The following is a 20,548-nucleotide window of genomic DNA, read 5'->3' on the forward strand; positions in this document are numbered from 1 at the left end:
CGCTAGGGCGTTCCAGCTAGGGACGGGATCACGTCGATCCCGTCCCTAGCGGGGTACCTGAGCTGGAGTGAAGATGACCTTGACGAACAATCCCCCCGCCGCCAAGCCGACGTTGACCCAGCGCGGCAGCAGCGCCCTCGGCGACCGCGTCTTCTCCTGGTGGACGCTCGGCACCGGCCTGCTGGTGCTGGCCATCCTCGGGCTGATCCTGATCACCACCGTCCGGGAGGCCTGGCCCGCGTTCGACGCGATGGGCCTGCGCTTCATCACCGAACGGGTCTGGGACCCGAACCCGGCCACCGGCGACGCCATCTTCGGCGCGCTGTCGTTCGCGTACGGCACCGCGGTCTCGTCGCTCATCGCGCTGCTGTTCGCGGTGCCGGTCTCGGTCGGCATCGCGCTGTTCCTGACCGAGCTGGCGCCGCGCCGGTTGCGCGGCCCGGCGGTGACCGTGATCGACCTGCTGGCCGCCGTGCCGTCGGTGGTCTTCGGCCTCTGGGGCATCCTGGTCGTCGCACCCGCGCTGGTCCCGATCTACCAGTGGATGCACGACCTCCTCGGCGGCATTCCGCTGCTCGGCCGGCTCTTCGGGCCGGTCGCCAGCGGCCGCAACTTCATGACCGCCGGTCTGATCCTGGCGATCATGGTCACGCCGATCATCACGTCGATCACCCGCGAGGTGTTCAGCACGGTGCCGCGCGCCGACAAGGACGCCGCCCTCGCCCTGGGCGCCACCCGCTGGGAGATGATCCGGGGCGCGGTCTTCCCGCACAGCTTCGGTGGGGTGGTCGGCGCGGTGATGCTCGGCCTCGGCCGGGCGATGGGCGAGACGATCGCGGTCGCCCTGGTCATCGGTGGTGCCACCAACATCACCGCCAACCTGTTCGCCCCCGGCAACTCGATGGCCGCCGTGATCGTGCAGCAGTTCGGCGAGTCCACCGGCACCTTCACCGCCGCGCTCATCGGTCTCGGCGTCGTGCTGTTCGCGATGACGGTGCTGGTCAACCTGCTCGCCCAGGTGGTCGTCCGTCGGGCCGAGGCCCGGATGAAGGGAAGCGTCGCGTGACTCTCACCGCACCACCCGCCGCCCGTCCGGCCGCCGGCGGGCCCGACCTGACCCGGGCCGCGCTATCCGGCCGCCGACGGTTCACCAACCATCTCGCCACGGCGGCCATCTGGGTCGCCGTGCTGCTCGCCGTGATCCCGCTGGCGCTGGTGACCTACACCGTCATCGCCAAGGGCGGTGGGGTGATGAGCCTGTCGTTCCTGAACGAGGACATCCCCAACTCCTACCGCCGGGACGGCGGGGGCATGGGCCCGGCGATCGTCGGCACGCTGCTCATCACCGGGATGGCCGCCCTGATGGCGATTCCGCTCGGCGTCTTCGGGGCGATCTACCTCAACGAGTACGGCAAACAGCGGCCACTGGCCCGGATCATCCGGCTGATGGCCGACGTGATGACCGGCGTGCCGTCGATCGTGATGGGACTGTTCATCTACATCTCCTGGGTGCTGCTCGTCGGCGAGCAGACCGGCTTCGCCGGCGCGTTGGCGCTGGCCTGCCTGATGCTGCCGGTGGTCATCCGCAGCAGCGAGGAGATGCTCCGGCTGGTCCCCGACGAGCTTCGGCAGGCCAGCATGGCGCTCGGTGCGCGCAAGTGGAAGACCACGCTGACCGTGGTGCTGCCGGCGGCGATCTCCGGCATCACCAGCGGTTCGCTGCTGGCCGTCGCCCGCGCGGCCGGTGAGACCGCCCCGATCATCATCGTCACCGGCATCGTCTTCTCGCCGAACTGGAACCTCTTCGACGGTTCCAACACGGCACTGCCGGCACAGATCTTCCGCAACGCCAGCCAGCCGTTCGAGGCCGCCCAGAACCGGGCCTGGGGTGCGGCGCTGACGCTCATCGTGATCGTGCTCGGCTTCACGATCATCGCCCGATTCATCTCCAGCCGGTTCGCCATCAAGGAGCGCTGACATGGCCAGCAACGACACCAACCTCACCACCCGCCCGTCCGTGGCGGTGCACGCTCCCGGCACCACCTTCCCCGGTGCGGACTCCGCCGACTCGTCGGTGATGCAGTTGCGCGACGTGAGCGTCTACTACGGCAGCTACGAGGCGGTCCGCGGCACCACGATGCCGATCCAGCAGAACCAGGTCACCGCGATGATCGGGCCGTCCGGCTGCGGCAAGTCCACCGTGCTGCGGGCGCTCAACCGGATGAACGACCCGATCCCGGGCGCCCGGGTCAGCGGCGACGTCCTGTTCCACGGCCAGGACCTGTACGCCAAGGACATCGACCCGATCCAGGTACGCCGCCGCATCGGCATGGTGTTCCAGAAGCCCAACCCGTTCCCCAAGTCCATCTACGACAACGTCGCGTACGGGTTGCGGATCAACGGCATCAAGGGTCGGCTCGACGACCACGTCGAGGAGGCACTGACCAAGGCCGCGCTCTGGGACGAGGTCAAGGACAAGCTGCGCAAGAGTGCCCTGGCGCTCTCCGGCGGCCAGCAGCAGCGACTCTGCATCGCCCGGACGATCGCCGTCAAGCCCGAGGTGATCCTGATGGACGAGCCCTGCTCGGCCCTCGACCCGATCGCCACGGCGAAGATCGAGGACCTGATCTTCGAGCTGACGAACGACTACACCATCGTCATCGTCACCCACAACATGCAGCAGGCGGCCCGGGTCAGCCACTACACCGCGTTCTTCACCGCCGAGGTGGACGAGGCGCAGGAGCGGCACGGGCGGCTTGTCGAGTTCAGCCAGACCGGCAAGCTGTTCACCAACCCCGCCGACAAGCGTACGGAGGACTACATCACCGGTCGCTTCGGCTGAGGCCGAACGCGACGGTCGACGGTGGGTCGCCGTTGGTCATGGGTGACCCACCGGGCCCGGCTGGCTCGTCGTGACGCCCAGCCGTGTCCGGCCGACCGTCGTCGACCTGTTGTGCGGGGGATCGCCCGGCGCGCCCGAGGGTGTCGCGGTGGGCCTGAACTGAACCGGAGCCGGTGTGCGATGAACAATCTCGTCGAGGCCACCAGGGGTGACCATCGATCCGACGGGCGTTTCGTGCTGCTCGTGGTGGACGACGAGGAGGGCGTCGGTGCCGCGTTGGTCGCCCAACTGGCCGACCACCGGGTACGCGGTCACCACTTCGCGCACGCCGCCGAGGCGCTGCTGGCCGCCGGGGCGCTGCAACCGGACGCGGCCGTGGTCGCCGCCGGTCTGTCCACGATGAGCTGCACCGAGCTGGTGCGCCTGCTCGCCGGCCGGGCCGGCATCCCCACCGTGGTCGGAGTGGGCGACGAGGACGGTGGGGTGGCCGCCGCCGCGCTCAAGGCCGGTGCCACGGCCTGTGTCCGGCGTCCCTACCGGGCCGAGGAGGTGCTGCCCATCCTGCGGGCCATCCGTCCGGAGACCTCCGGCGCCCTCGATCCGCCGATCGAGTTGGGCGGGCTGCGGGTGGACCCGGCGACGTTCGAGGTGAGCCTGGACGGCCGGACGGTGGCCCTGCCGTTGAAGGAGTTCCGCCTGCTGTACTTCTTCATGAGCCACGCGGAACGGACGGTCACCCGCGAGCAACTGCTCGCCGCCGTCTGGGGCGGCATCTCCGACGACACCTCGAACACCCTGACGGTGCACATCAAGCGACTGCGTCGACGGTTGGCGCTGGACGGGGACCGGGCTCCGATGATCGTGACCGTACGCGGCCTGGGCTACCGGTTCGTGCCCGCCCAGGCCACGGCAACGCCGTCCACGTCGTGAACATGCCGGCGCTGCCGCCGTACCTGCCGTCGGCGGGTGTGCCGGCCACGCCCACCGAGGGGATGGTCCTGGTGGCGGTCCCGCTGGCGTACGTCCCGCACGTGGCCCGGTTGCTGGCCGACCTCGACGCCCGCCAGCGGGTGACGCCGGCGCCCCGACGGCGGGCCGACCCGGTGTCCCGTCCGCCCGAGTCGGACTGGACGGTGGCGGACCTGCGCCGGCTCAGCCAGGGGCGCAGCGCCACCCACCGGACGGTCGCCGCGGTGCTCGACGCGCTCGCCGCCGAGCCCCAGCGGCTGTTCACGGTGGGGGAGCTGGCCGAGGCGACCGGCCGGCCGCGCAAGAAGATCGTTGGTGCGATGGCGGGGCTGACCCGGCTGTTGAAGGCCCACTACGACTACGCCGGCCGGGGATTCCCGTTCGATCGGGTGCCCGGGCGGCCGGAGGCGCCCCGGGAGCTGTGCTACACGATGGACCGGGCGCGCGCCGGGCGCTGGCGGGAGGCGCGGCTGCCGGGCCCGGAGACGGATGCCCGTGGGGTGCCGCCGGTCGGCCAAGCCCAGCAAGGCGAGGAACAGGGCGCCGATCGGCGGACCGGGCGCGGCACCGACGACCGCGCGGCCGAGGGCCCGGTCGCGCGCTCCGACGCGTGAGCGGCGGCGACGCTCAGCTTCCGGTCAGGCGCGCGGTGTCGCGGCGCCGACTGCCGGCGGCGACCTCCAGCCGGCGGACCTGCTCGATCACCGCCACCACGACGGCGTGGCCCTCCGGCGAGAGGCGGGCGTCGACCAGCCGTCGGGCCGCCTGCCGGACGTACGGGTCGGCCAGCAGGTTGACGAGGTCGTCGTCGAGCGGCCCTCGGTCGGTCGGCCGGCCGGTGAAGAACGAGGGCGGACGACCGAAGAAGTCGGCTATCGCCTCCACCACGGACCGTCGCGGGTCCGGTGCCCGGCCCTGACGCAGGTTGTTGAGGTGGGTGTGCGATATCCGGCAGCCGCGCCGGGTCAGCTCGACGGCGACGCGGCGGACACTGTACGGCCTGCCGGTCGGATCCGGGGTGGTGCGGAACAGCCAGTCGAGACGCTCGGCGAAGGTCTCGCCGAGGTGGTCCGGCTCCTCATGCATGGAGGCTCCTCGAACGGCGGAACACCATATTTACACAACGACTGGATCCGGAATCCAGCATTGACAGGACTCCTTACTGTCCGCGTACGATGACATTCGCCTGGCAACCCGGCGGCCGACTGACCGGCCCGGAGGGTTGCCAGCATGGTCTTTCGGGCCGGCACACGTGGTGGCGAACGGGGGCGCGACGTGTGCCGGCGAGCCGCACCGTCGGCCGAGGGACCTCCGGGCGGCGCTCGTCCCGCCGGCCTCGCCCGTGGTCGGTCCCCGACGGGCCCGCCCGGGCACCGTACGGGTCCGACCGGGCCGGGCGGCCCCCGGCCGCCCCGGACGGGCGTTTGCCCGGTGCCGGCGGGGGTATCCGCCACGGCGCCGACGACAGGAGGGCGCCGTGCGGTTTCCGCTGTTCGTCGCCGCGGTGTCACGCCGCTCCGGGCTGGCGCCCGAACCCGCGGCCGACATCGCGCGGGCGGTTCTGGAGACCGTCGTGGAGCGGATGACCGGCGCGCAGCCGCCCGACCCGACCGGGTACCTACCGACCGAGCTGACCGACGCGCTGTCGCCGGGCGGGCCGGCGGACTTCCTGCGCCGGGTCGGCGATCGGGCCGGAGTCGACGAGAGCACGGCGGCTGCCGGGGCGGCGGCCGTCTTCGCCACCCTGCGCGAGACGGTCACCGTCGGCGAGTTCCAGGAGATGGTGGCGCGGCTGGCCACCGCCGACGGTGGTACCGACCCGGTCGTCGGATGACGCAGCCCCGTTCTGGGGCCAGGAAGCGCACAGTCCCTGCCGGCCGGGTGACCGGTGACAGCGGATAGGCTGCCGCCGTGGCAGGTCTGTTCAGGAGTGTGGCGTCCCGTGTCGGTGCGGTGATCCCGAGGCCGCGCGCGGCCGGGCCCACCCCGGCGAAGCTCGCACGGCGGCGTCAGGTCAGCGCGTTGCAGCGCCGTGAGCTGTCGTACGCACCGGAGCCCGACGGACAGGCCGACCCGGGGGAGATCGTCTGGACCTGGGTGCCCTACGAGGACGACCCCCGGCAGGGCAAGGACCGGCCGGTGCTGGTGGTGGGCCGGCACAGCCGGACCCTGTTCGGGCTGATGCTCTCCAGCCAGCAGGACCGCCATGGCGACCGGCACTGGCTGGCCCTCGGGCCGGGCGACTGGGACCGTGACCGGCGGCCGAGCTGGGTGCGCCTGGACCGGGTGTTGACCATGCGGGAGGACAGCATCCGCCGGGAGGGCGCGGTGCTGGACCGGGCCCGGTTCGATCGGGTGGGCCAGGCCCTGCGCGCCGGGTACGGCTGGCGCTGACCGGCCGGCTCGCCCGGTCCGCAGCCCCGGCCGACCTGCTGGACCGGGTTGGGCCGGTGGCCTCAGCCGGACCGCTGGGCCGGCTCGACCGCGGCGTCGCGGGCGTCCGGCGGCGGGTACGGCTGTTCGGCGAGTAGCCGCGCCAGGTGGGCGCTGTTGAGCGCCAACGCCTTCGTCGCCCGGCCGGTGGTCTCCGGCTTCGGGCGCGCGTCGATGTAGTCGGTCTTGTGCAGTGCCTCGCCGACCCAGTACGTCGCGCCGGCCGCCGCGCAGGTGAAGCCGACCTCGTTGAGTGCCTGCTGCACCTGCCCGATCGTGTGGTGGGCGCCGTCCTCGTTGCCGACGACCGCCACCGCGGCCACCTTGCCGTAGGTGAGCAGCCGCCCTTGGTCGTCGGTCTCGCTGAGCTCGGCGTCGAGGCGTTCCAGGACCATCTTGCAGACGCTCGACGGTTGTCCGAGCCAGATCGGTGTGGCGATCACGAAGATCTGCGCGGCCAGCAGTTTCGCCCGGATCTGCGGCCAGGCGTCGCCATCGCCCTCGTCGGTGGAGACACCGAAGCGGACGTCGTGGTCCACGACCCGGATCAGCTCCCCGGTGACCCCCTGCTCGCCGAGGGCGTCGAGCACCTCCCGGCCCAGCACCTCGGAGCTGGACCGGGCGGGGGAGCGTTTCAGGGTGCAGTTGAGGACCAGCGCCCGAATGTCTGCCATGATCTTCCCTCCGCCGTACCAGCCTGGTTACGGCGGAGTACCCACCTGAGGGGCGGCGACGCGTGGTGCGGGTTGATGTCAGCACTCGGCGAGGTACGCGGTGTCGCGCAGCGCCCGGCCCGGTCGGCTGCTGCCGAGCGCCTTGGCCTCGTACATCGCCGCGTCGGCGCGGTTGAGCGCCTCGGTGAGCTGGCTGTCCAGCACGGGTGCCAGACCGACCGAGGCGGTCACCCGGAGGGTGACGGCACCCATCGGGATCGGCGCGGCGAGCATGTCGTACAGCCGCCGGGTGGCGTGGTCGATCCACCGCCGGTCGAGGGTCGGGCTGGCCAGTAGTCCGGCGAACTCGTCACCGCCGAGGCGGGCCACCAGGTTGTCACCGGCGAAGGTGGCCAGTCGCTGGGCGACGCTGACCAGTACCTGATCTCCCGCGGCGTGCCCGTACCGGTCGTTGATCTGCTTGAAGTCGTCGAGATCGAGGACCACGGCGATCAGATGGCAGCCGGAGCGGTCGGTGAGCAGCGTCGCGGCGAGGCGGTAGAAGGCCCGTCGGTTCGGTAGGCCGGTCAGCGGGTCGTGGCTGGCGGCGTGCCGTTCCGCGGTGAGTTCGGCCTGGAGACGCCCGATCTCGGCCTCGGCCCGCACGGCCCGGCGTCCCAACTGCCAGGAGGAGAGCAGCGCTCCCGCGGCGCAGATGCCGGACGCGACGGTCAGCGGATCCGGCACCACCATCTCCCTTCTCCGCGACACACGCCCGACACCTGGTGGCGGACGCTGCCAGACACCTCGTTTCCCCTGATGGTCGTCAGGTTCGCGGGACAGAGCGTGCGCAGGTAGGCGGCACGCACGTGCGTTATCATCCCCGGTGTCCATTGCAGATGCAATAGCAGATGCACGTGCATAACGAGCCGACGCCGCCCCTCAAGCCGCTACCGCTCCTCCCACGGCACCGGCGCCAATCGGAGAGAACAGAAGCCCCTCATGCAGCAGCCGCCAAACGGTGTACCCGTTGACCACTTGCCTCCCCTCGCCTGGCAGAAAAGCCGGCGCAGCAATCCCAGTGGAAACTGTGTCGAACTGGCGGAGCTGCCCGGCGGTGCGGGAATCGCCCTGCGCAACTCCCGGCACCCGGACGGACCCGCGCTGATCTACACGGTGGACGAGATCGCCGCGTTCGTGCTCGGTGCCCGGGACGGTGACTTCGATCATCTGATCGGCTGACCCCACATCCCATCGACGGGATTCGTCCCGCACGGGATGGGCGGTTCACCTCACTGACGGTTCATGGCATGCTTACACGTCGGTCGAGTCGGTCCACCGGTTCGACCACTGACGGCATGCGGAGGACGGTAGGTGACCATGGTTTCCGCCGAGGAGGGTCCGGCGGCCGGCCCGACCGTGCTGCGGATGCTGCTGGGCGCTCAACTTCGACGCCTGCGGGAGTCGCGGGGTGTCTCCCGGGAGAGCGCCGGTTGGGAGATCCGATCCTCCGAATCGAAGATCAGTCGGATGGAGCTGGGTCGGGTCGGGTTCAAGGAACGCGACGTCGCCGACCTGCTCACGCTCTACGGCGTCACCGCCGAGCAGGAGCGCGCCGCGCTGCTCAAACTGGCGCGCGACGCGAACAACCCGGGCTGGTGGCACCGGTACGGCGACGTCCTGCCGTCGTGGTTCCAGTCGTACCTCGGGCTGGAGGCCGCGGCCGCGCTCATCCGCAGCTACGAGGTCCAGTTCGTCCCGGGCCTGTTGCAGACCCGGGAGTACGCCCGCGCCGTGGTGCTGCTCGGTCACAGCACGGCCGGTCCCGAGGAGATCGACCGTCGGGTGGATCTGCGGATGCGCCGCCAGGAGCTGTTGACCCGGCCCCGACCACCGCGCCTGTGGGCGGTCGTCGACGAGGCGGCGCTGCGCCGGCCGATCGGTGGCCCGCAGGTGATGCGTGGCCAACTGGAGGCGCTGCTCGAGGCGACGCGTACGCCGAACGTCCGGCTGCAGGTGATCCCGTTCGCCGCCGGTGGGCACGCCGCCGCCGGTGGCGCCTTCACCATCCTGCGCTTCGGTGACCAGGACCTGCCCGACATCGTGTACATCGAACAGTTGACCAGTGCCATCTACCTGGACAAGCGCGAGGATCTCGACTTCTACGCGGTGGCCATGGAGCGGCTCTGCGTCGAGGCCGAGCCACCGGAGCGCACCCCGGAGATCCTGCAACGGATGATCGCCGACCTCACCCCCCGCTGACCCCCGAAGCCGCCCCACACCCCACCCCCGTGCGCACCGCCCGCCCGGGGGCGCGCTGTGTTGCGCGCAGACCCGAGCGTCGATCATGAAGTTGTCGCCGTGGCAAGCGCCCGCTTGTCCGCAGCAACAACTTCATGATCAGCCTGGGGGCGGGGTGGTGGGGGGATTGACGGGGGTGGGGGTGGGGGATAGCGTCTGGATCGATCCAGTTGCTGGATCGATCCAGAAGGCAGGAGGGGTGGTGGATGAAGCCGACCTTGCGGGCCGTGGCCGAGGCCGTCGGTGTCTCGCGCAGCACCGTCTCCAACGCCTACTGCCGTCCCGACCAACTCTCGGCGCAGCTGCGTCAGCGCATCCTGGAAACCGCGCGGCAGATGGGGTACGCGGGGCCCGACCCCACCGCCCGGTCGCTGCGACGGGGCTTCGTGGGCGCCATCGGGGTGCTGTTCACCTCCCGGCTGTCGTACGCGTTCACCGACCCCTTCGCCGTCCGGTTCCTCACCGGGGTGGCCGAGGCGGCCGAGCGCCACGACAGCAACCTGCTGCTGATACCCCTGCCCGACGACGCCACGGGCGCACGCAGGGCGGTGGAGAACGCCGCCGTCGACGGGTTCTGCGTCTACTGTGCCGGCGACGAGGAGGGCATTCTCGACACGATCCGTGGCCGTGGCCTGCCCTTCGTCACCACCTCCGCGCGTCCCCGGGCCGGTGACCTCTGGGTCGGCATCGACGAGCGGTCGGCCGCCCGGTCCGCCGCGGCGCACCTGACCGCCCTCGGCCACCGGAAGGTCGCCCTGCTCGGCCACGACGTGCTGCCCGACGCGCCTGCCGGGCCGCTGCTGGTCGACGACGTGGCCGACGTGCCGCATCCCACCACCCGGGACCGACTGGCCGGCTTCGCCGACGCCTTCGCGACGGTCGGGGTCGCCTGGCCCGACCTGACCGTGCTCACCGCCACCGACAACACCCGAGCCGCGGGCGCCGCCGCGGTCAGCGAGCTGACACACCTGCCCGAACCGCCCACGGCGGTGCTGGCCTGCTCCGACGTGCTCGCCCTCGGCGCGCTCGACGTCCTGCGGGCCGACGGCGGGTGGGGGCGGGGCGTCTCGGTGACCGGCTTCGACGACATCGCCGAGGCCACCCCGGCCGGCCTGACCACCATCAGCCAACCCGGCGAGGCGAAGGGCCGCAGCGCCGCCACGCTGCTGCTCGACCCGCCCGTGGACGCCGCCGCGGGCCAGATCCTGCTGCCCACCACACTCGTCGTCCGGAGCAGCTCCGGACCGGTACCGAGGAGTTGACCATGGAACAGTCCACCGGCTTCGTCATGGCCGTCGACGCGGTGACCCGCCATGTCATGTCCGCCCGCCCGGACGCGCCGGTCCGACCCGACGTACCCCGACCGGAGCGGCTGGTGGTCACCCGCCGGCTCGCCGCCGGGGCGCTGCGCCGGCTCGCCGACCAGATCCAGCCCCGTCCGGTGCCCGCCCCACCCGCCTGCCGTACGTAGGGCGGGTGGTGCGCCGGGGGGTGCAGCAGGCAGACTGGAGGCCCATGTCGCCGTTCACCCCCAGCCTGCGGTTGCACGACCGCTACGTGCTGCACGACCGCGTCGGCCTCGGCGGAATGTCCGAGGTGTGGCGCGCCGACGACGAGGTCCTGGGCCGGTCGGTCGCGGTGAAGGTCCTCGCCGGCACGTTCGCCGTCGACCCGGACCTGCGGGCCACCCTCCGGCGTGAGGCCCGCGCGGCGGCACGCCTGGCCCACCCGCACGTGACCCAGGTGTACGACTACGGCGAGGCGGCCCTGAGCGACGGCAGCGTCGTGCCGTACCTGGTGATGGAGCTGGTCGACGGGCGGAATCTCGCCGACCGGCTGGCCGAGGGCCCGCTGCCCTGGCGGCCGGCCCTGCGGATGGCCGCCGAGGTGGCCAGCGCGCTGGCTGCCGCGCACCGCCTCGGTGTGGTGCACTGCGACGTCAAGCCGGGCAACGTCATGCTCACCGACAACGGCGCCAAGGTGCTCGACTTCGGCATCGCCGCACTCGCCGGGGCACCCACGCCCGGTGGGCGACCGGCCGGCGGCGCCCTGATGGGTACGCCCGCGTACCTGGCGCCGGAGAGGTTGGGCAACGACCCGCCCCATCCGGCCAGCGACGTGTACGCCCTCGGTGCGCTGCTGTACCGCGCCCTCACCGGTGACGTGCCGTTGCCCGTGCGCAGCTGGCCGGACGCGGTCCGGGTGCATGCCGACCGACCGGCCGTGGCACCCCCACGGGTGCCGGGCCTGTCGGCGGATCTCGCCCAGCTGGTGCTGGCCTGCCTCGACCCTGATCCGGAACGACGTCCCACGGCCGGACGACTGGCCACCCGGTTGCGGGCCGCCGCCTCCGGTCCGGCGGCACCGGCCACGGTCGACGGGCCGGTCGCCAGCGGCGGCGGGCAGCAGCCGCCGGAGTCCACCCGGGCGGTGCGCCACCATCCGCCGACCCTGATCGAGCCGGCGGACCGCCCGGCCGTCGTGTCCGGCATCGCGCCGCGATCCGCGACCCGTGGACCACTGCGGGCCCGCGGCCGGCCGGCACCCGGACGGCCGCCCGGCCGGCGCGGACCCACCGGCCCACCCACCGGCGCGCTCGTCACGTTCGCACTTGTCCTGCTCCTGGGTCTGGGCGCGGCGCTCGTCCTCGGTGACCGGAGCGACGGGCAGCCGACGGCCACCCCCACCACGCCCTCGACCGACCGGCCGACCTCCGCCGCGCCGGCCGCACCACGACCCGCCGCGACCTCGCCGGCCGACCCACCGGAGCCGGCGAGCCTGCGGCGGGCGGCGGTCGAACTCATCGCGCTGCTCACCGAGGCACAGCTAACCGGCGAGATCGAGCGGAAGGCCGCCGACCGGTTGCGCAAGGAGTTGACCGAACTGGTCGGGAGCCGGTCGAAGGACCAGCGGAAGCGACTGGAGGATCTGCGCGAGCGGCTCGACGACGAGGTGGACCGTGGTCGGCTCCCCGCCGACTTCGCCGACCGGGTCGACGACGTGCTGGACCGGTTCGAGGAGACCCTGCCGCAGGGCTGAACGGTTCGACACCGGCCGGCAGCGGTCGGTGCGGCCGGTCAGGTCAGGGTCGCCTGGACGAACTCACCCGGTTCGGTCCCGGCGCGGGCGAGGACCGCACCGTCCGACGACCAGATCGCCGACCGTCCGGCCGTCTCGGTGTAGCCGCCACCGGTGGCGCCGGCGAAGCTGGCGACCGCGACCACGACCCGGTGGGTGGTGCTGATCCGCACCGCCCGCTGATCCGGCACGTGCGCCTGAGCGGCGGCGTCGACGATCGAGGCGGCGTACACGTCGACGCCGGCAGCGCAGGTGCGTTCCGCGTGTGCCGCGACCCCGGTGTCCTTGCAGATCGCCAGGCCGATCCGCCAGCCGTCGACGTCCAGCACGACCGGTGCCGGGCCGGGGCGGAAGCGGCGGGCCTCGACGTCCCCGAGGCACATCTTGCGGTACGCCACCCGGACCCCGGTGCCGTCCACCGCGAGGGTGGCGATGTGCTCCCCGGCCACCGGCGCGCCGACCAGCGCGACCGCCCCTGCCGCCGTACACGCGGCGACCAGCGGCGCGAGCCGCGGGTCCGCCGGGTCGACCGGCGCGGCGTCGAGTTCGTAGCCGGTGAGCGACAGCTCCGGGAAGACGACCACCCGGGTCGCGGCGGCACGGACGATCGCGGCGTGCGCGGCCACGTTCGTCGCCACGTCGTACGACACGCACGAGGATTGGGCGACGGCGACGGCCAGTGGAGGGCGGGACATGCGCGCAGCCTAGTTCCGAAAAAGTCGACGCCGGTGCGGCGACTCTCAGGTGCGGTTCGTAGCGTGTAGGACATGACGCATGTCCGGTACGCCTCGCCCTCGGTCGTCGGCCAGTCCGCACCACCCGAGGACGGCCTGGTGGGTTTCGTCACCGACCTGGTGGAGCGGCTCGGTGGCCCCGGTGCGGGGCTGGCCGTGGCGCTGGAGAACCTGTTCCCGCCGATTCCCAGCGAGGTGATCCTGCCGCTCGCCGGATTCGTCGCGGCACAGGGACGGATGAGCGTCATCGGTGCCATCTTCTGGACGACACTCGGTTCGCTGCTCGGTGCCCTCGCGCTCTACTGGATCGGCGCCGCGCTGGGCCGGGAGCGGACGCGGGCCATCGCGGCACGGCTGCCGCTGGTGAAGCTCAGCGACATCGACCGGACCGAGGAGTGGTTCCTGCGGCACGGCGTCAAGGCCGTCTTCTTCGGACGGATGATCCCGATCTTCCGGAGCATGATCTCCATACCGGCCGGGGTGGAACGCATGCCGCTGCTCACCTTCGCGGTCTACACCACGCTGGGCAGCCTGATCTGGAACACCACCTTCGTGCTGGCCGGCTACCTGCTCGGCGACAACTGGCACCTGGTCGAGGGGTACGCCGGCATCCTGCAGAACGTGGTCATCGCCGCCACGGCGTTGGGTGTCGTCTGGTTCGTCGTCACCCGGTTGCGCCGCTCGCGTCGAGCCGGCGGACTGCTGCCGAACGACAGCGGCGCCGGCCTGACCGACTCGACGCCCACCGGGGTGCCGGATCCCGACGGGCGGGGCACCATCTACCGCAGCGTCTGGTCGGACGGCCACGAACGGACCGACCGGGAACCCCGGCGCTGATTCCGGCCGGCCCGGTGCGGACGACACGCCGCAGGGGCGCCGGACGTGTCGGTTGCCGGCGAGGAGGTGTGGTGCGCGGATCGGACTGGTCGGACGGGGCCGGTGTGGTGGAACTGCCCGGCGGGGTCCGGATGCGGGGCCGCCGGATCGGTGACCCGGCGACACCGGCCGACTTCAGCCTGCTGCTCGCTCCTGGGCCGGTGCCCGGTTGGGCGTACCGGCGGGTACGGTGGCCGGATTTCTGGGTTCCGCTGGACCGGGCGGACGCGCTGGACGCGCTCGGTGAGGCGCTGCGTCGCGGGTACGCCGGCCAGCGGGTGGAGGTGGCCTGCCGGGGTGGCACGGGACGGACCGGCACCGCCTTGGCGGCGCTGGCCATCCTCGACGGGTTGCCTGCCGAGGACGCGGTCGACTGGGTACGCGCCGCCTACCGGCCGGGCGCGGTGGAGACACCCTGGCAACGGCGCTGGCTGCGCCGGCTGTCCGCGGTCTGACGGGCCCGACCGCCGGTGTGGTGGTGGGGCCGGCGGGATGCGCAGCCTCCGCGGCGTCGGCGCGGCAGGGGCACCCCGGTCGGGCGACTGGGCCGGAGCCGGCCGGCGGGCGCCACCGGCTCCGGCGGTGGTCAGCCGGCCACGTAGTCGCGCAGGTGGCGGGCGGTGAGCGTGTCGCCGCGCGCCACCAGGTCGGCGGGAGTGCCGGTGAACACGATCCGGCCGCCGTCGTGACCGGCACCCGGTCCGAGGTCGATCAGCCAGTCCGCGTGGGCCATCACCGCCTGGTGGTGCTCGATGACGATCACCGTGTTGCCGGCGTCGACGAGCCGGTCGAGCAGCGCGAGCAGTTGGTCGACGTCGGCCAGGTGCAGTCCGGTGGTCGGTTCGTCCAGCACGTAGGTGCCGGCCTTGTCGGCCATGTGGATGGCCAGCTTGAGCCGTTGTCGCTCGCCGCCGGAGAGGGTGGTCAGCGGCTGGCCGAGGGTGAGGTAACTCAGCCCGACGTCGGCCATCCGGTCCAGGATGGTCCGGGCCGGCCCGCTGGGGAAGAAGTCCCGGGCCTCGGCCACCGACATGCCGAGCACCTCGCTGATGGTGCGCCCGCGCAGCCGGTAGGTGAGCACCTCGTCGGTGAAGCGGCGACCCTCGCACTGCTCGCAGACGGAGGCGACGCCGGCCATCATCGCCAGGTCGGTGTAGACCAGCCCGATGCCCTTGCAGGTGGGGCAGGCGCCCTCGGAGTTGGCGCTGAACAGAGCGGCCTTGACGCCGTTGGCCTTGGCGAAGGCGGTGCGTACCGGGTCGAGCAGGCCGGTGTAGGTGGCCGGGTTGCTGCGCCGGGAGCCACGGATCGGGGCCTGGTCCACGACCACCACACCGTCGCGGCCGTGCAGTGAGCCGTGCACCAGGGAACTCTTGCCGGAGCCGGCCACCCCGGTGACCACGGTCAACACACCGAGCGGGATGTCCACGCTGACGTCGCGCAGGTTGTGCAGATCGGCGTGCCGGATCGCGAGGTGCCCCCGAGGCGTACGGACCGGTTCCCGGAGCCGTACCCGGTGGTCCAGGTGCCGACCGGTGAGCGTGTCGGAGCGGCGCAGGCCGGGCACGTCCCCGGTGTAGCAGATCCGGCCACCGGCGGTACCGGCACCGGGACCGAGATCGACCACATGGTCGGCCACCGCGATGGTCTCCGGCTTGTGCTCGACCACGAGCACCGTGTTGCCCTTGTCCCGCAGCCGTAGCAGCAGGTCGTTCATTCGGGCGATGTCGTGCGGGTGCAGGCCGACAGTGGGTTCGTCGAACACGTACGTGATGTCGGAGAGGCTGGAACCGAGGTGCCGGACCATCTTGACCCGTTGCGCCTCACCGCCGGAGAGGGTGGCCGACTCCCGATCGAGGCTGAGATATCCCAGACCGATCTCGACCAGCGAGTCCAGCAACTCCCGAAGGTTGCCGGTCAACGGGGCGACCGACGGGTCGTCGATGCCGCGGATGAACCCGGCCAGGTCGCTGATCTGCATCGCGGCGCACTCGGCGATGTTGCGGCCGGCGATGCGGGAGGACAGCGCCGCCGCGTTCAGGCGGGTTCCTCCGCAGTCGGCGCAGGTGGTGAAGGTGACCGCCCGGTCGACGAAGGCCCGGATGTGCGGCTGCATGGACTCCCGGTCCTTGGCGAGGTAGAGCCGGCGCACCTTGACGAACAGACCCTCGTAGGTCAGGTTCGTGCCGCCCACCTTGATCTTCGTGGCGGGCTTGTGCAGGAGGTCCTGCCACTGCTGCGGCGTGAAGTCCTGGAGCTTGACGTCCGGGTCGAACAGACCGGAGCCGACGATGGTCTGCCAGTACCACGTGTCGACGGCGAAGTTCGGCACGGTGATCGCGCCGTCGTTGAGCGACTTCTCCACGTCGACCAGTTCGTTGACGTCGAGATCGGAGACCCGGCCCAGGCCCTCACAGGTGGGGCACATCCCCTCGGCCAGGTTGAAGCTGAAGGCGCCGGCCCCGCCGACGTGCGGGTCACCCAGCCGGCTGAACACGATGCGCAGCATGGCGTACGCGTCGGTGGCGGTGCCGACGGTGGAGCGCGAGTTGGCGCCCATCCGCTCCTGGTCGACCACGATGGCCGGGGTGAGATTGCGTAGCGAGTCCACCTCGGGCCGGGAGAGGTTGGGCATGAACGACTGGAGGAAGGCACTGTAGGTCTCGTTGATCAGCCGCTGGGACTCGGCGGCGATGGTGCCGAAGACCAGTGAGGACTTGCCGGAACCGGACACGCCGGTGAAGACGGTCAGCCGGCGCTTGGGGATGTCGACCGAGACGGCGTCGAGGTTGTTCTCCCGCGCCCCGCGTACCTCGATGATGTCGTGACTGTCGGCGGCGGACCCTGCTGGCTGCTGCATGCGAACCCTTCGCGAGATGTGGACGGACTCCCGCCCGGAAACTGGCTTCCGATGACCTGGCCGGGTTCAATTGTCTCATTCAAGTGCTTGTGGAGACTTTTGCGGCATCATGAGCGCTGGTCGGCCGGATAGATGACGAGAAGTCTCAAACGACATGGGAGGCTAGGCTGAGCCGGTGGTGGATCGTCGGGGCAGTGGACGGTTGCGTGCGGTGGATCTCGCCGCGACGGCGGGTGTCTCCGTACAGCAGGTCCGCAACTACGTCGACCTCGGCGTGCTGCCTCCGGTCGAGCGCACCCCGAGCGGCTACCGGATCTTCACCGACGCGCACGCGCGGGCCCTGGCGGTGGCCCGGTCGGTGGCCGACGGGCACGGCTGGACGCGTACCCGGGAGATCATGGCCGCGGTCCACCGGGGTGACCTGCCGACGGCGCTGGCGTCGCTGGACGCCGGACACGCCGAGTTGGACCGCGAACGCGCCGAGATCCGGATGGTGCTCGGCGCGTTCGAGACGGTGGTCAGCAGTCCACGCCGGCACACCGCCGTGCCACGCCGGGCGGTACGCGTCGGCGTCGTGGCCGACCTGGTCGGGGTCCGCACCTCGCAACTGCGCCTGTGGGAGGCGCGCGGTCTGCTGCGCCCGGCCCGCGAGGCGGGCACGGGCTACCGGGTATACGACGAGGCCGAGCAGCGTGCCGCCCAGGTGGTGGCGCTGCTGCGCCGGGGCGCGTACCCGTTCGAGATCATCACAGCGGTGCTCGACGAGATGCGGACCACCGGGAGCCCGCAGCGGGTCCGGGCCGAGCTGGCCCGCCGCGAGCAGGAATTGCACCGTCGCAGCCGGCGGCGGCTCGCCGCCTCCGCGATCCTGCACGACTATCTGTGCCAGCTGGCCGGCTGACACCGCTCGGACAGGCTCCTGGACCGAAAGCGGTGATGTCACGACGACATGGTCCTGTCTGAGTGACATCACCGCCTGAAGGCGATCTTCCAGCGGAGGCTCGGTCAACGTGGTGTTCGAGGGGGGACCACTCGTGTCACCACCGCTAGCTGCTCCGGGTGGATCAGGTCGTCAGCCCGCCGAGCAGGGCCTGGCCAGGTTGACCAGATCGGCGGGGCGGTTGCCGTCGACCCGGCCGATCGCGGTGGCGATGCGGTTGATCGCCGCGACCCGCCGGTCCTCCAGCGGGCCGATGATGGCGTTGCGCACGAAGTTCGGGCCACCCTGGGGGTTGGCCGCCTGCCGGGCGAGGCGGGCGTTGGCGTCGGCGATCTGGCTCTCCAGGTTGGCGAGTTCCCGCCGCACCTCCGCGGCGGCCTGAGCCGGCACCGCCGGCAGCCGGTCGGCCACCGTCGGGCAGTTCACCCGCTGTGCGACGCCGGCCCCCGCGTTGCCGTTACCGACATTCCCGTTGCCTGCGTTGCCGTTACCTGCGTTGCTGTTGCCGTTACCGGCGTTGCCGTTGACGGCGCTGGGCACGCCTGCGGCGTTGAGGCCGCAGGTGGCGAGGCTGGCGAGGTCGGGGCGTTGACCACCGACACGGGAGATGTTGATGCCGATGCGATCGAGGGCGGCGGTCCGCTTGCTGGCCAGGGGTCCGAGGATGGCGTTCTGAATGAAGGCGGGGCCACCCTGGGGGTTGGCGGCCTGCTGGGCGAGGCGGGCGTTTGCCTCGGCGATCTGCTTGTCGAGGTTGGCAAGTTCCTGCTCCACCCCGGCGACGGCGGCGGCGGGCACGTTGGACAGCTTGTCCCGTACCGTCGGGCAGTTCGCCGTCTGCGGCTCGGCCGCGTCGTCGGCGGAGGCCAGCGTCAGACCGCCGCCCAGGAGCACCACCGCCAGCACACCGACGCCACCGAGCTTCAAGGCAGCGTGCTTGCGGTGCTGCTGCGTACGCCTGACCATGCTTCTCTCCTCATGATTGACCGCCCGACGGGTCGGCCCGTCGGCTGGTGCGCGATGGGGTGCCCGGAAAGACGCTCGGCGGCGGCGGCCGGCCCCGCCCCGCATGCCGAGGACCCTCACGGGTGACGTCGGACCGAGCCGCGCGGGAGCGCTCCCGCCGCAGGTCCGGGCGTTTCATGTGTTCGACCGTGGATACGGGGGGTGGGTGGGATCGGTTCAACGATCCGCAGCGACGATCGCGGCCGCCGTCCGACGCGAGCCGGTCGGGCGGGGTGGGCGACACCGACGATCGTGCCGTTAGTCTGCGTGTTCATGAGAATCCGGGCCCTGGCCACCTGTTGTGCCGCCGTCGCCGCCGTGGTGATGCCGGCGACTCCCGGTGCCGCGGCGATCACTGTCGGTTCCGGATTGTCCACCTCGGTCGCTGTCCCGGCCGCCACCACGCCGCCGCTACCCCTCTCGGTGTCCGCGACGCCGGCCCCGACGGCCGTGCCCTGCCCGAAAGCGGTGGCGCCGAAGGTGTCCCGGTCGCCGAAGCCGACACCACCGCCATCCGTCGCGGCGCACCGGACAATCGGCGGAGACGCGCTGGCCACCCCCGGCCTGATCGTGCCGCCGGGAGTGCCGGCCCCGCCCAGGGTGACGGCGACCTCGTGGCTGGTGGCGGATCTGGACACCGGCGAGGTGCTGGGCGGCTGCGGTCCACACGAGTACGCCACCCCGGCCAGCGTGCAGAAGCTGCTGTTGGCCGCGACCATGCTGCCGAAACTCGATCCGGCGCAGGTCGTCACGGTCACCAGGGAGGACCTGGACATCGCCCCCGGCAGCTCGGCGGTCGGGCTGGTGCCGGGCGGTCGCTACCGGGTGGAGACCCTCTGGCTGGGGCTGCTGTTGCAGTCGGGCAACGAGGCGGCCAACGCGTTGGCCCGCCTCGGCGGCGGCGCCGACGGCGTGACCGGCGGGGTGCGGGCGATGAACGAGCAGGCCAGACTGCTCGGCGCGTACCAGACCCACGCGGTCACCCCGTCCGGGCTGGACGCACCCGGCCAGTTCACCAGCGCGTACGACCTGGCCCTGATCGCCCGGGTCTGCTTCGCCGATCCGACCTTCCGGCGGTACGCGCTCACGGAGCGCGCCCGCATCCCGGCGCAGAAGGCGGTGCGGGGCAGGGGCTTCGAGATCCAGAACGAGAACCAACTGGTGTACCGCTACGCCGGTGCCCTCGGCGGCAAGACCGGCTTCACCGACTACGCACGGCACACCTATGTCGGCGCGGCCGAGCGGGACGGTCGCCGACTGGTCGCCACGCTGCTCGGCGCCGAGCCCCGGCCGCGACGCGGTTGGGAGCAGGGTGCCGCGCTGCTCGACTGGGGCTTCGCGCTGCCCCGGCGGACAAGCGTCGGCCGGCTGGTGGAGCCGGGGGAGTTGGACACCGAACCGTCACCGGTGCCGACCCGGCCGGTCGACCCGGCAGCGTCGGCCGCCGCCACCTCAGCTCGGCCGGCGGGCACCGCCTCGGTCGCCGAGCGACCGGGCGTGGGAACGTTCGTGGCGCTCGCCGTCGGAGCGCTCGCGATCACCCTGGCAATCCTCGCCGCCCGACACCCGCGCCGAACAGATCTTGGTGCGAAACCGCCCTCATGAGGGCTGCCCGGGTCCAAGATCCGGGCCGCGGTGGTGGTCGATTTGTGGGACTGGTCGGAATTCACTCGATAGTGTCGCTGATTGTGAGAGCTTCCGCACTTACCGTGGCGGTGGCTGCCGCGCTGCTGGCGACGCCACTGGTACCGGTCGCCGACGCCCGGGCGGCGGCGCGGGTGCGGGGTCCGCCGGCAGCGCCCCCCCCCCCCCGCCCCACACCAACCGCGGCGCCGGCACCCGACCCCGGGCAGCGGG

General features: G+C 72.0%; 22 protein-coding genes. 16 read left to right on the forward strand and 6 right to left on the reverse strand.

Annotated elements, in window-relative coordinates; genetic code table 11:
* Positions 1–73: 73 nt before the first annotated feature.
* The 5 genes from pstC (at position 74) to V5O40_RS21280 (ending at position 4,425) form a co-directional block, all read left to right on the forward strand.
* A complete protein-coding gene (gene pstC, locus V5O40_RS21260; protein ID WP_269741846.1) occupies positions 74–1,066 on the forward strand; it encodes a phosphate ABC transporter permease subunit PstC in 993 nt (330 codons plus the stop codon).
* Positions 1,063–1,977, forward strand: coding sequence for a phosphate ABC transporter permease PstA (gene pstA, locus V5O40_RS21265; protein WP_269741845.1), 915 nt, complete (start codon positions 1,063–1,065; stop codon positions 1,975–1,977). The genes pstC and pstA overlap by 4 nt, the downstream gene beginning before the upstream one ends.
* Before the next feature lies 1 nt (position 1,978).
* Positions 1,979–2,842 carry a phosphate ABC transporter ATP-binding protein PstB gene (gene pstB / locus V5O40_RS21270; protein WP_332907094.1) on the forward strand — a complete coding sequence of 288 codons (864 nt, stop codon included), beginning with the start codon at positions 1,979–1,981 and terminating at the stop codon, positions 2,840–2,842.
* 180 nt (positions 2,843–3,022) lie between these two features.
* Positions 3,023–3,772: a winged helix-turn-helix transcriptional regulator gene (locus V5O40_RS21275; protein ID WP_332907095.1), complete on the forward strand. Its 750-nt coding sequence runs from the start codon at positions 3,023–3,025 to the stop codon at positions 3,770–3,772.
* Positions 3,769–4,425 (forward strand): hypothetical protein, encoded by a 657-nt coding sequence (locus V5O40_RS21280; protein ID WP_332907096.1) that lies wholly within the window; start codon positions 3,769–3,771, stop codon positions 4,423–4,425. Before V5O40_RS21275 ends, V5O40_RS21280 begins: the two co-directional genes overlap by 4 nt.
* Positions 4,426–4,438: 13 nt before the next feature.
* Here the strand turns inward: V5O40_RS21280 and V5O40_RS21285 are convergent, their stop codons facing one another.
* Entirely contained in the window at positions 4,439–4,897 is a 459-nt protein-coding gene (locus V5O40_RS21285; RefSeq protein WP_332907097.1) for a hypothetical protein, read from the reverse strand.
* Positions 4,898–5,288: 391 nt separating this feature from the next.
* On the opposite strand from V5O40_RS21285, the gene V5O40_RS21290 reads away from it, so the two are divergent.
* The gene (locus tag V5O40_RS21290) at positions 5,289–5,645 is read left to right on the forward strand and encodes a DUF2267 domain-containing protein (protein ID WP_332907098.1); all 357 of its coding nucleotides are present in this window, start codon (positions 5,289–5,291) and stop codon (positions 5,643–5,645) included.
* A 77-nt stretch (positions 5,646–5,722) separates the two neighbouring features.
* Positions 5,723–6,205 (forward strand): type II toxin-antitoxin system PemK/MazF family toxin, encoded by a 483-nt coding sequence (locus V5O40_RS21295; RefSeq protein ID WP_269741840.1) that lies wholly within the window; start codon positions 5,723–5,725, stop codon positions 6,203–6,205.
* A gap of 62 nt (positions 6,206–6,267) precedes the next feature.
* Here V5O40_RS21295 and V5O40_RS21300 read toward each other — a convergent pair whose 3' ends face one another.
* Positions 6,268–6,918, reverse strand: a complete 651-nt coding sequence (locus tag V5O40_RS21300) for a flavodoxin family protein (RefSeq protein WP_332907099.1) — start codon at positions 6,916–6,918, stop codon at positions 6,268–6,270.
* Between the two features lie 78 nt (positions 6,919–6,996).
* Positions 6,997–7,644: a GGDEF domain-containing protein gene (locus V5O40_RS21305; RefSeq protein WP_332907100.1), complete on the reverse strand. Its 648-nt coding sequence runs from the start codon at positions 7,642–7,644 to the stop codon at positions 6,997–6,999.
* Positions 7,645–7,899: 255 nt separating this feature from the next.
* On the opposite strand from V5O40_RS21305, the gene V5O40_RS21310 reads away from it, so the two are divergent.
* The 5 genes from V5O40_RS21310 (at position 7,900) to V5O40_RS21330 (ending at position 12,237) form a co-directional block, all read left to right on the forward strand.
* On the forward strand, positions 7,900–8,139 hold the full coding sequence (locus V5O40_RS21310; protein WP_164449783.1) for a DUF397 domain-containing protein: 240 nt from the start codon (positions 7,900–7,902) through the stop codon (positions 8,137–8,139).
* A gap of 138 nt (positions 8,140–8,277) precedes the next feature.
* Complete coding sequence (locus V5O40_RS21315) at positions 8,278–9,159, forward strand: helix-turn-helix domain-containing protein (protein ID WP_408631918.1); 882 nt, start codon at positions 8,278–8,280, stop codon at positions 9,157–9,159.
* A 245-nt stretch (positions 9,160–9,404) separates the two neighbouring features.
* Entirely contained in the window at positions 9,405–10,460 is a 1,056-nt protein-coding gene (locus V5O40_RS21320; protein ID WP_332907102.1) for a LacI family DNA-binding transcriptional regulator, read from the forward strand.
* 2 nt (positions 10,461–10,462) lie between these two features.
* Positions 10,463–10,669, forward strand: coding sequence for a hypothetical protein (locus V5O40_RS21325; protein ID WP_164450244.1), 207 nt, complete (start codon positions 10,463–10,465; stop codon positions 10,667–10,669).
* Positions 10,670–10,713: 44 nt separating this feature from the next.
* Entirely contained in the window at positions 10,714–12,237 is a 1,524-nt protein-coding gene (locus V5O40_RS21330) for a serine/threonine-protein kinase (protein WP_332907103.1), read from the forward strand.
* 38 nt (positions 12,238–12,275) lie between these two features.
* Here the strand turns inward: V5O40_RS21330 and V5O40_RS21335 are convergent, their stop codons facing one another.
* Positions 12,276–12,971, reverse strand: a complete 696-nt coding sequence (locus V5O40_RS21335; RefSeq protein ID WP_332907104.1) for a carbon-nitrogen hydrolase family protein — start codon at positions 12,969–12,971, stop codon at positions 12,276–12,278.
* Positions 12,972–13,043: 72 nt separating this feature from the next.
* On the opposite strand from V5O40_RS21335, the gene V5O40_RS21340 reads away from it, so the two are divergent.
* Together V5O40_RS21340 and V5O40_RS21345 are read left to right on the forward strand one after the other, a co-directional pair.
* The gene (locus tag V5O40_RS21340) at positions 13,044–13,847 is read left to right on the forward strand and encodes a DedA family protein (RefSeq protein WP_332907105.1); all 804 of its coding nucleotides are present in this window, start codon (positions 13,044–13,046) and stop codon (positions 13,845–13,847) included.
* Positions 13,848–13,978: 131 nt separating this feature from the next.
* Positions 13,979–14,341, forward strand: a complete 363-nt coding sequence (locus V5O40_RS21345) for a protein-tyrosine phosphatase family protein (protein WP_408631919.1) — start codon at positions 13,979–13,981, stop codon at positions 14,339–14,341.
* Between the two features lie 131 nt (positions 14,342–14,472).
* Here V5O40_RS21345 and V5O40_RS21350 read toward each other — a convergent pair whose 3' ends face one another.
* Positions 14,473–16,746 carry an excinuclease ABC subunit UvrA gene (locus tag V5O40_RS21350; protein ID WP_332907107.1) on the reverse strand — a complete coding sequence of 758 codons (2,274 nt, stop codon included), beginning with the start codon at positions 16,744–16,746 and terminating at the stop codon, positions 14,473–14,475.
* A gap of 175 nt (positions 16,747–16,921) precedes the next feature.
* Between V5O40_RS21350 and V5O40_RS21355 the strand changes: the two genes are divergently transcribed.
* Positions 16,922–17,647 carry a MerR family DNA-binding transcriptional regulator gene (locus tag V5O40_RS21355; RefSeq protein WP_332907108.1) on the forward strand — a complete coding sequence of 242 codons (726 nt, stop codon included), beginning with the start codon at positions 16,922–16,924 and terminating at the stop codon, positions 17,645–17,647.
* Between the two features lie 171 nt (positions 17,648–17,818).
* Here V5O40_RS21355 and V5O40_RS21360 read toward each other — a convergent pair whose 3' ends face one another.
* Positions 17,819–18,652 (reverse strand): hypothetical protein, encoded by an 834-nt coding sequence (locus V5O40_RS21360; protein WP_332907109.1) that lies wholly within the window; start codon positions 18,650–18,652, stop codon positions 17,819–17,821.
* Between the two features lie 363 nt (positions 18,653–19,015).
* Here V5O40_RS21360 and V5O40_RS21365 point away from each other — a divergent pair, with 363 nt between their 5' ends.
* Positions 19,016–20,296, forward strand: a complete 1,281-nt coding sequence (locus V5O40_RS21365) for a D-alanyl-D-alanine carboxypeptidase (protein ID WP_408631920.1) — start codon at positions 19,016–19,018, stop codon at positions 20,294–20,296.
* The last annotated feature ends 252 nt before the right edge of the window (positions 20,297–20,548 follow it).

The sequence above is a fragment of the Micromonospora palythoicola genome (assembly GCF_036689795.1).
Classification (GTDB): domain Bacteria; phylum Actinomycetota; class Actinomycetes; order Mycobacteriales; family Micromonosporaceae; genus Micromonospora; species Micromonospora palythoicola.

Excerpts from the sequence above, each read along its gene's own strand:
- pstC (WP_269741846.1), top strand. The coding sequence starts at position 74 with ATGACCTTGACGAACAATCCCCCCGCCGCCAAGCCGACGTTGACCCAG.
- pstB (WP_332907094.1), top strand. The coding sequence starts at position 1,979 with ATGGCCAGCAACGACACCAACCTCACCACCCGCCCGTCCGTGGCGGTG.
- V5O40_RS21275 (WP_332907095.1), top strand. The coding sequence starts at position 3,023 with ATGAACAATCTCGTCGAGGCCACCAGGGGTGACCATCGATCCGACGGG.
- V5O40_RS21285 (WP_332907097.1), bottom strand. The coding sequence starts at position 4,897 with ATGCATGAGGAGCCGGACCACCTCGGCGAGACCTTCGCCGAGCGTCTC.
- V5O40_RS21300 (WP_332907099.1), bottom strand. The coding sequence starts at position 6,918 with ATGGCAGACATTCGGGCGCTGGTCCTCAACTGCACCCTGAAACGCTCC.
- V5O40_RS21310 (WP_164449783.1), top strand. The coding sequence starts at position 7,900 with ATGCAGCAGCCGCCAAACGGTGTACCCGTTGACCACTTGCCTCCCCTC.
- V5O40_RS21315 (WP_408631918.1), top strand. The coding sequence starts at position 8,278 with ATGGTTTCCGCCGAGGAGGGTCCGGCGGCCGGCCCGACCGTGCTGCGG.
- V5O40_RS21320 (WP_332907102.1), top strand. The coding sequence starts at position 9,405 with ATGAAGCCGACCTTGCGGGCCGTGGCCGAGGCCGTCGGTGTCTCGCGC.
- V5O40_RS21325 (WP_164450244.1), top strand. The coding sequence starts at position 10,463 with ATGGAACAGTCCACCGGCTTCGTCATGGCCGTCGACGCGGTGACCCGC.
- V5O40_RS21330 (WP_332907103.1), top strand. The coding sequence starts at position 10,714 with ATGTCGCCGTTCACCCCCAGCCTGCGGTTGCACGACCGCTACGTGCTG.
- V5O40_RS21335 (WP_332907104.1), bottom strand. The coding sequence starts at position 12,971 with ATGTCCCGCCCTCCACTGGCCGTCGCCGTCGCCCAATCCTCGTGCGTG.
- V5O40_RS21340 (WP_332907105.1), top strand. The coding sequence starts at position 13,044 with ATGACGCATGTCCGGTACGCCTCGCCCTCGGTCGTCGGCCAGTCCGCA.
- V5O40_RS21345 (WP_408631919.1), top strand. The coding sequence starts at position 13,979 with ATGCGGGGCCGCCGGATCGGTGACCCGGCGACACCGGCCGACTTCAGC.
- V5O40_RS21350 (WP_332907107.1), bottom strand. The coding sequence starts at position 16,746 with ATGCAGCAGCCAGCAGGGTCCGCCGCCGACAGTCACGACATCATCGAG.
- V5O40_RS21360 (WP_332907109.1), bottom strand. The coding sequence starts at position 18,652 with ATGGTCAGGCGTACGCAGCAGCACCGCAAGCACGCTGCCTTGAAGCTC.
- V5O40_RS21365 (WP_408631920.1), top strand. The coding sequence starts at position 19,016 with ATGCCGGCGACTCCCGGTGCCGCGGCGATCACTGTCGGTTCCGGATTG.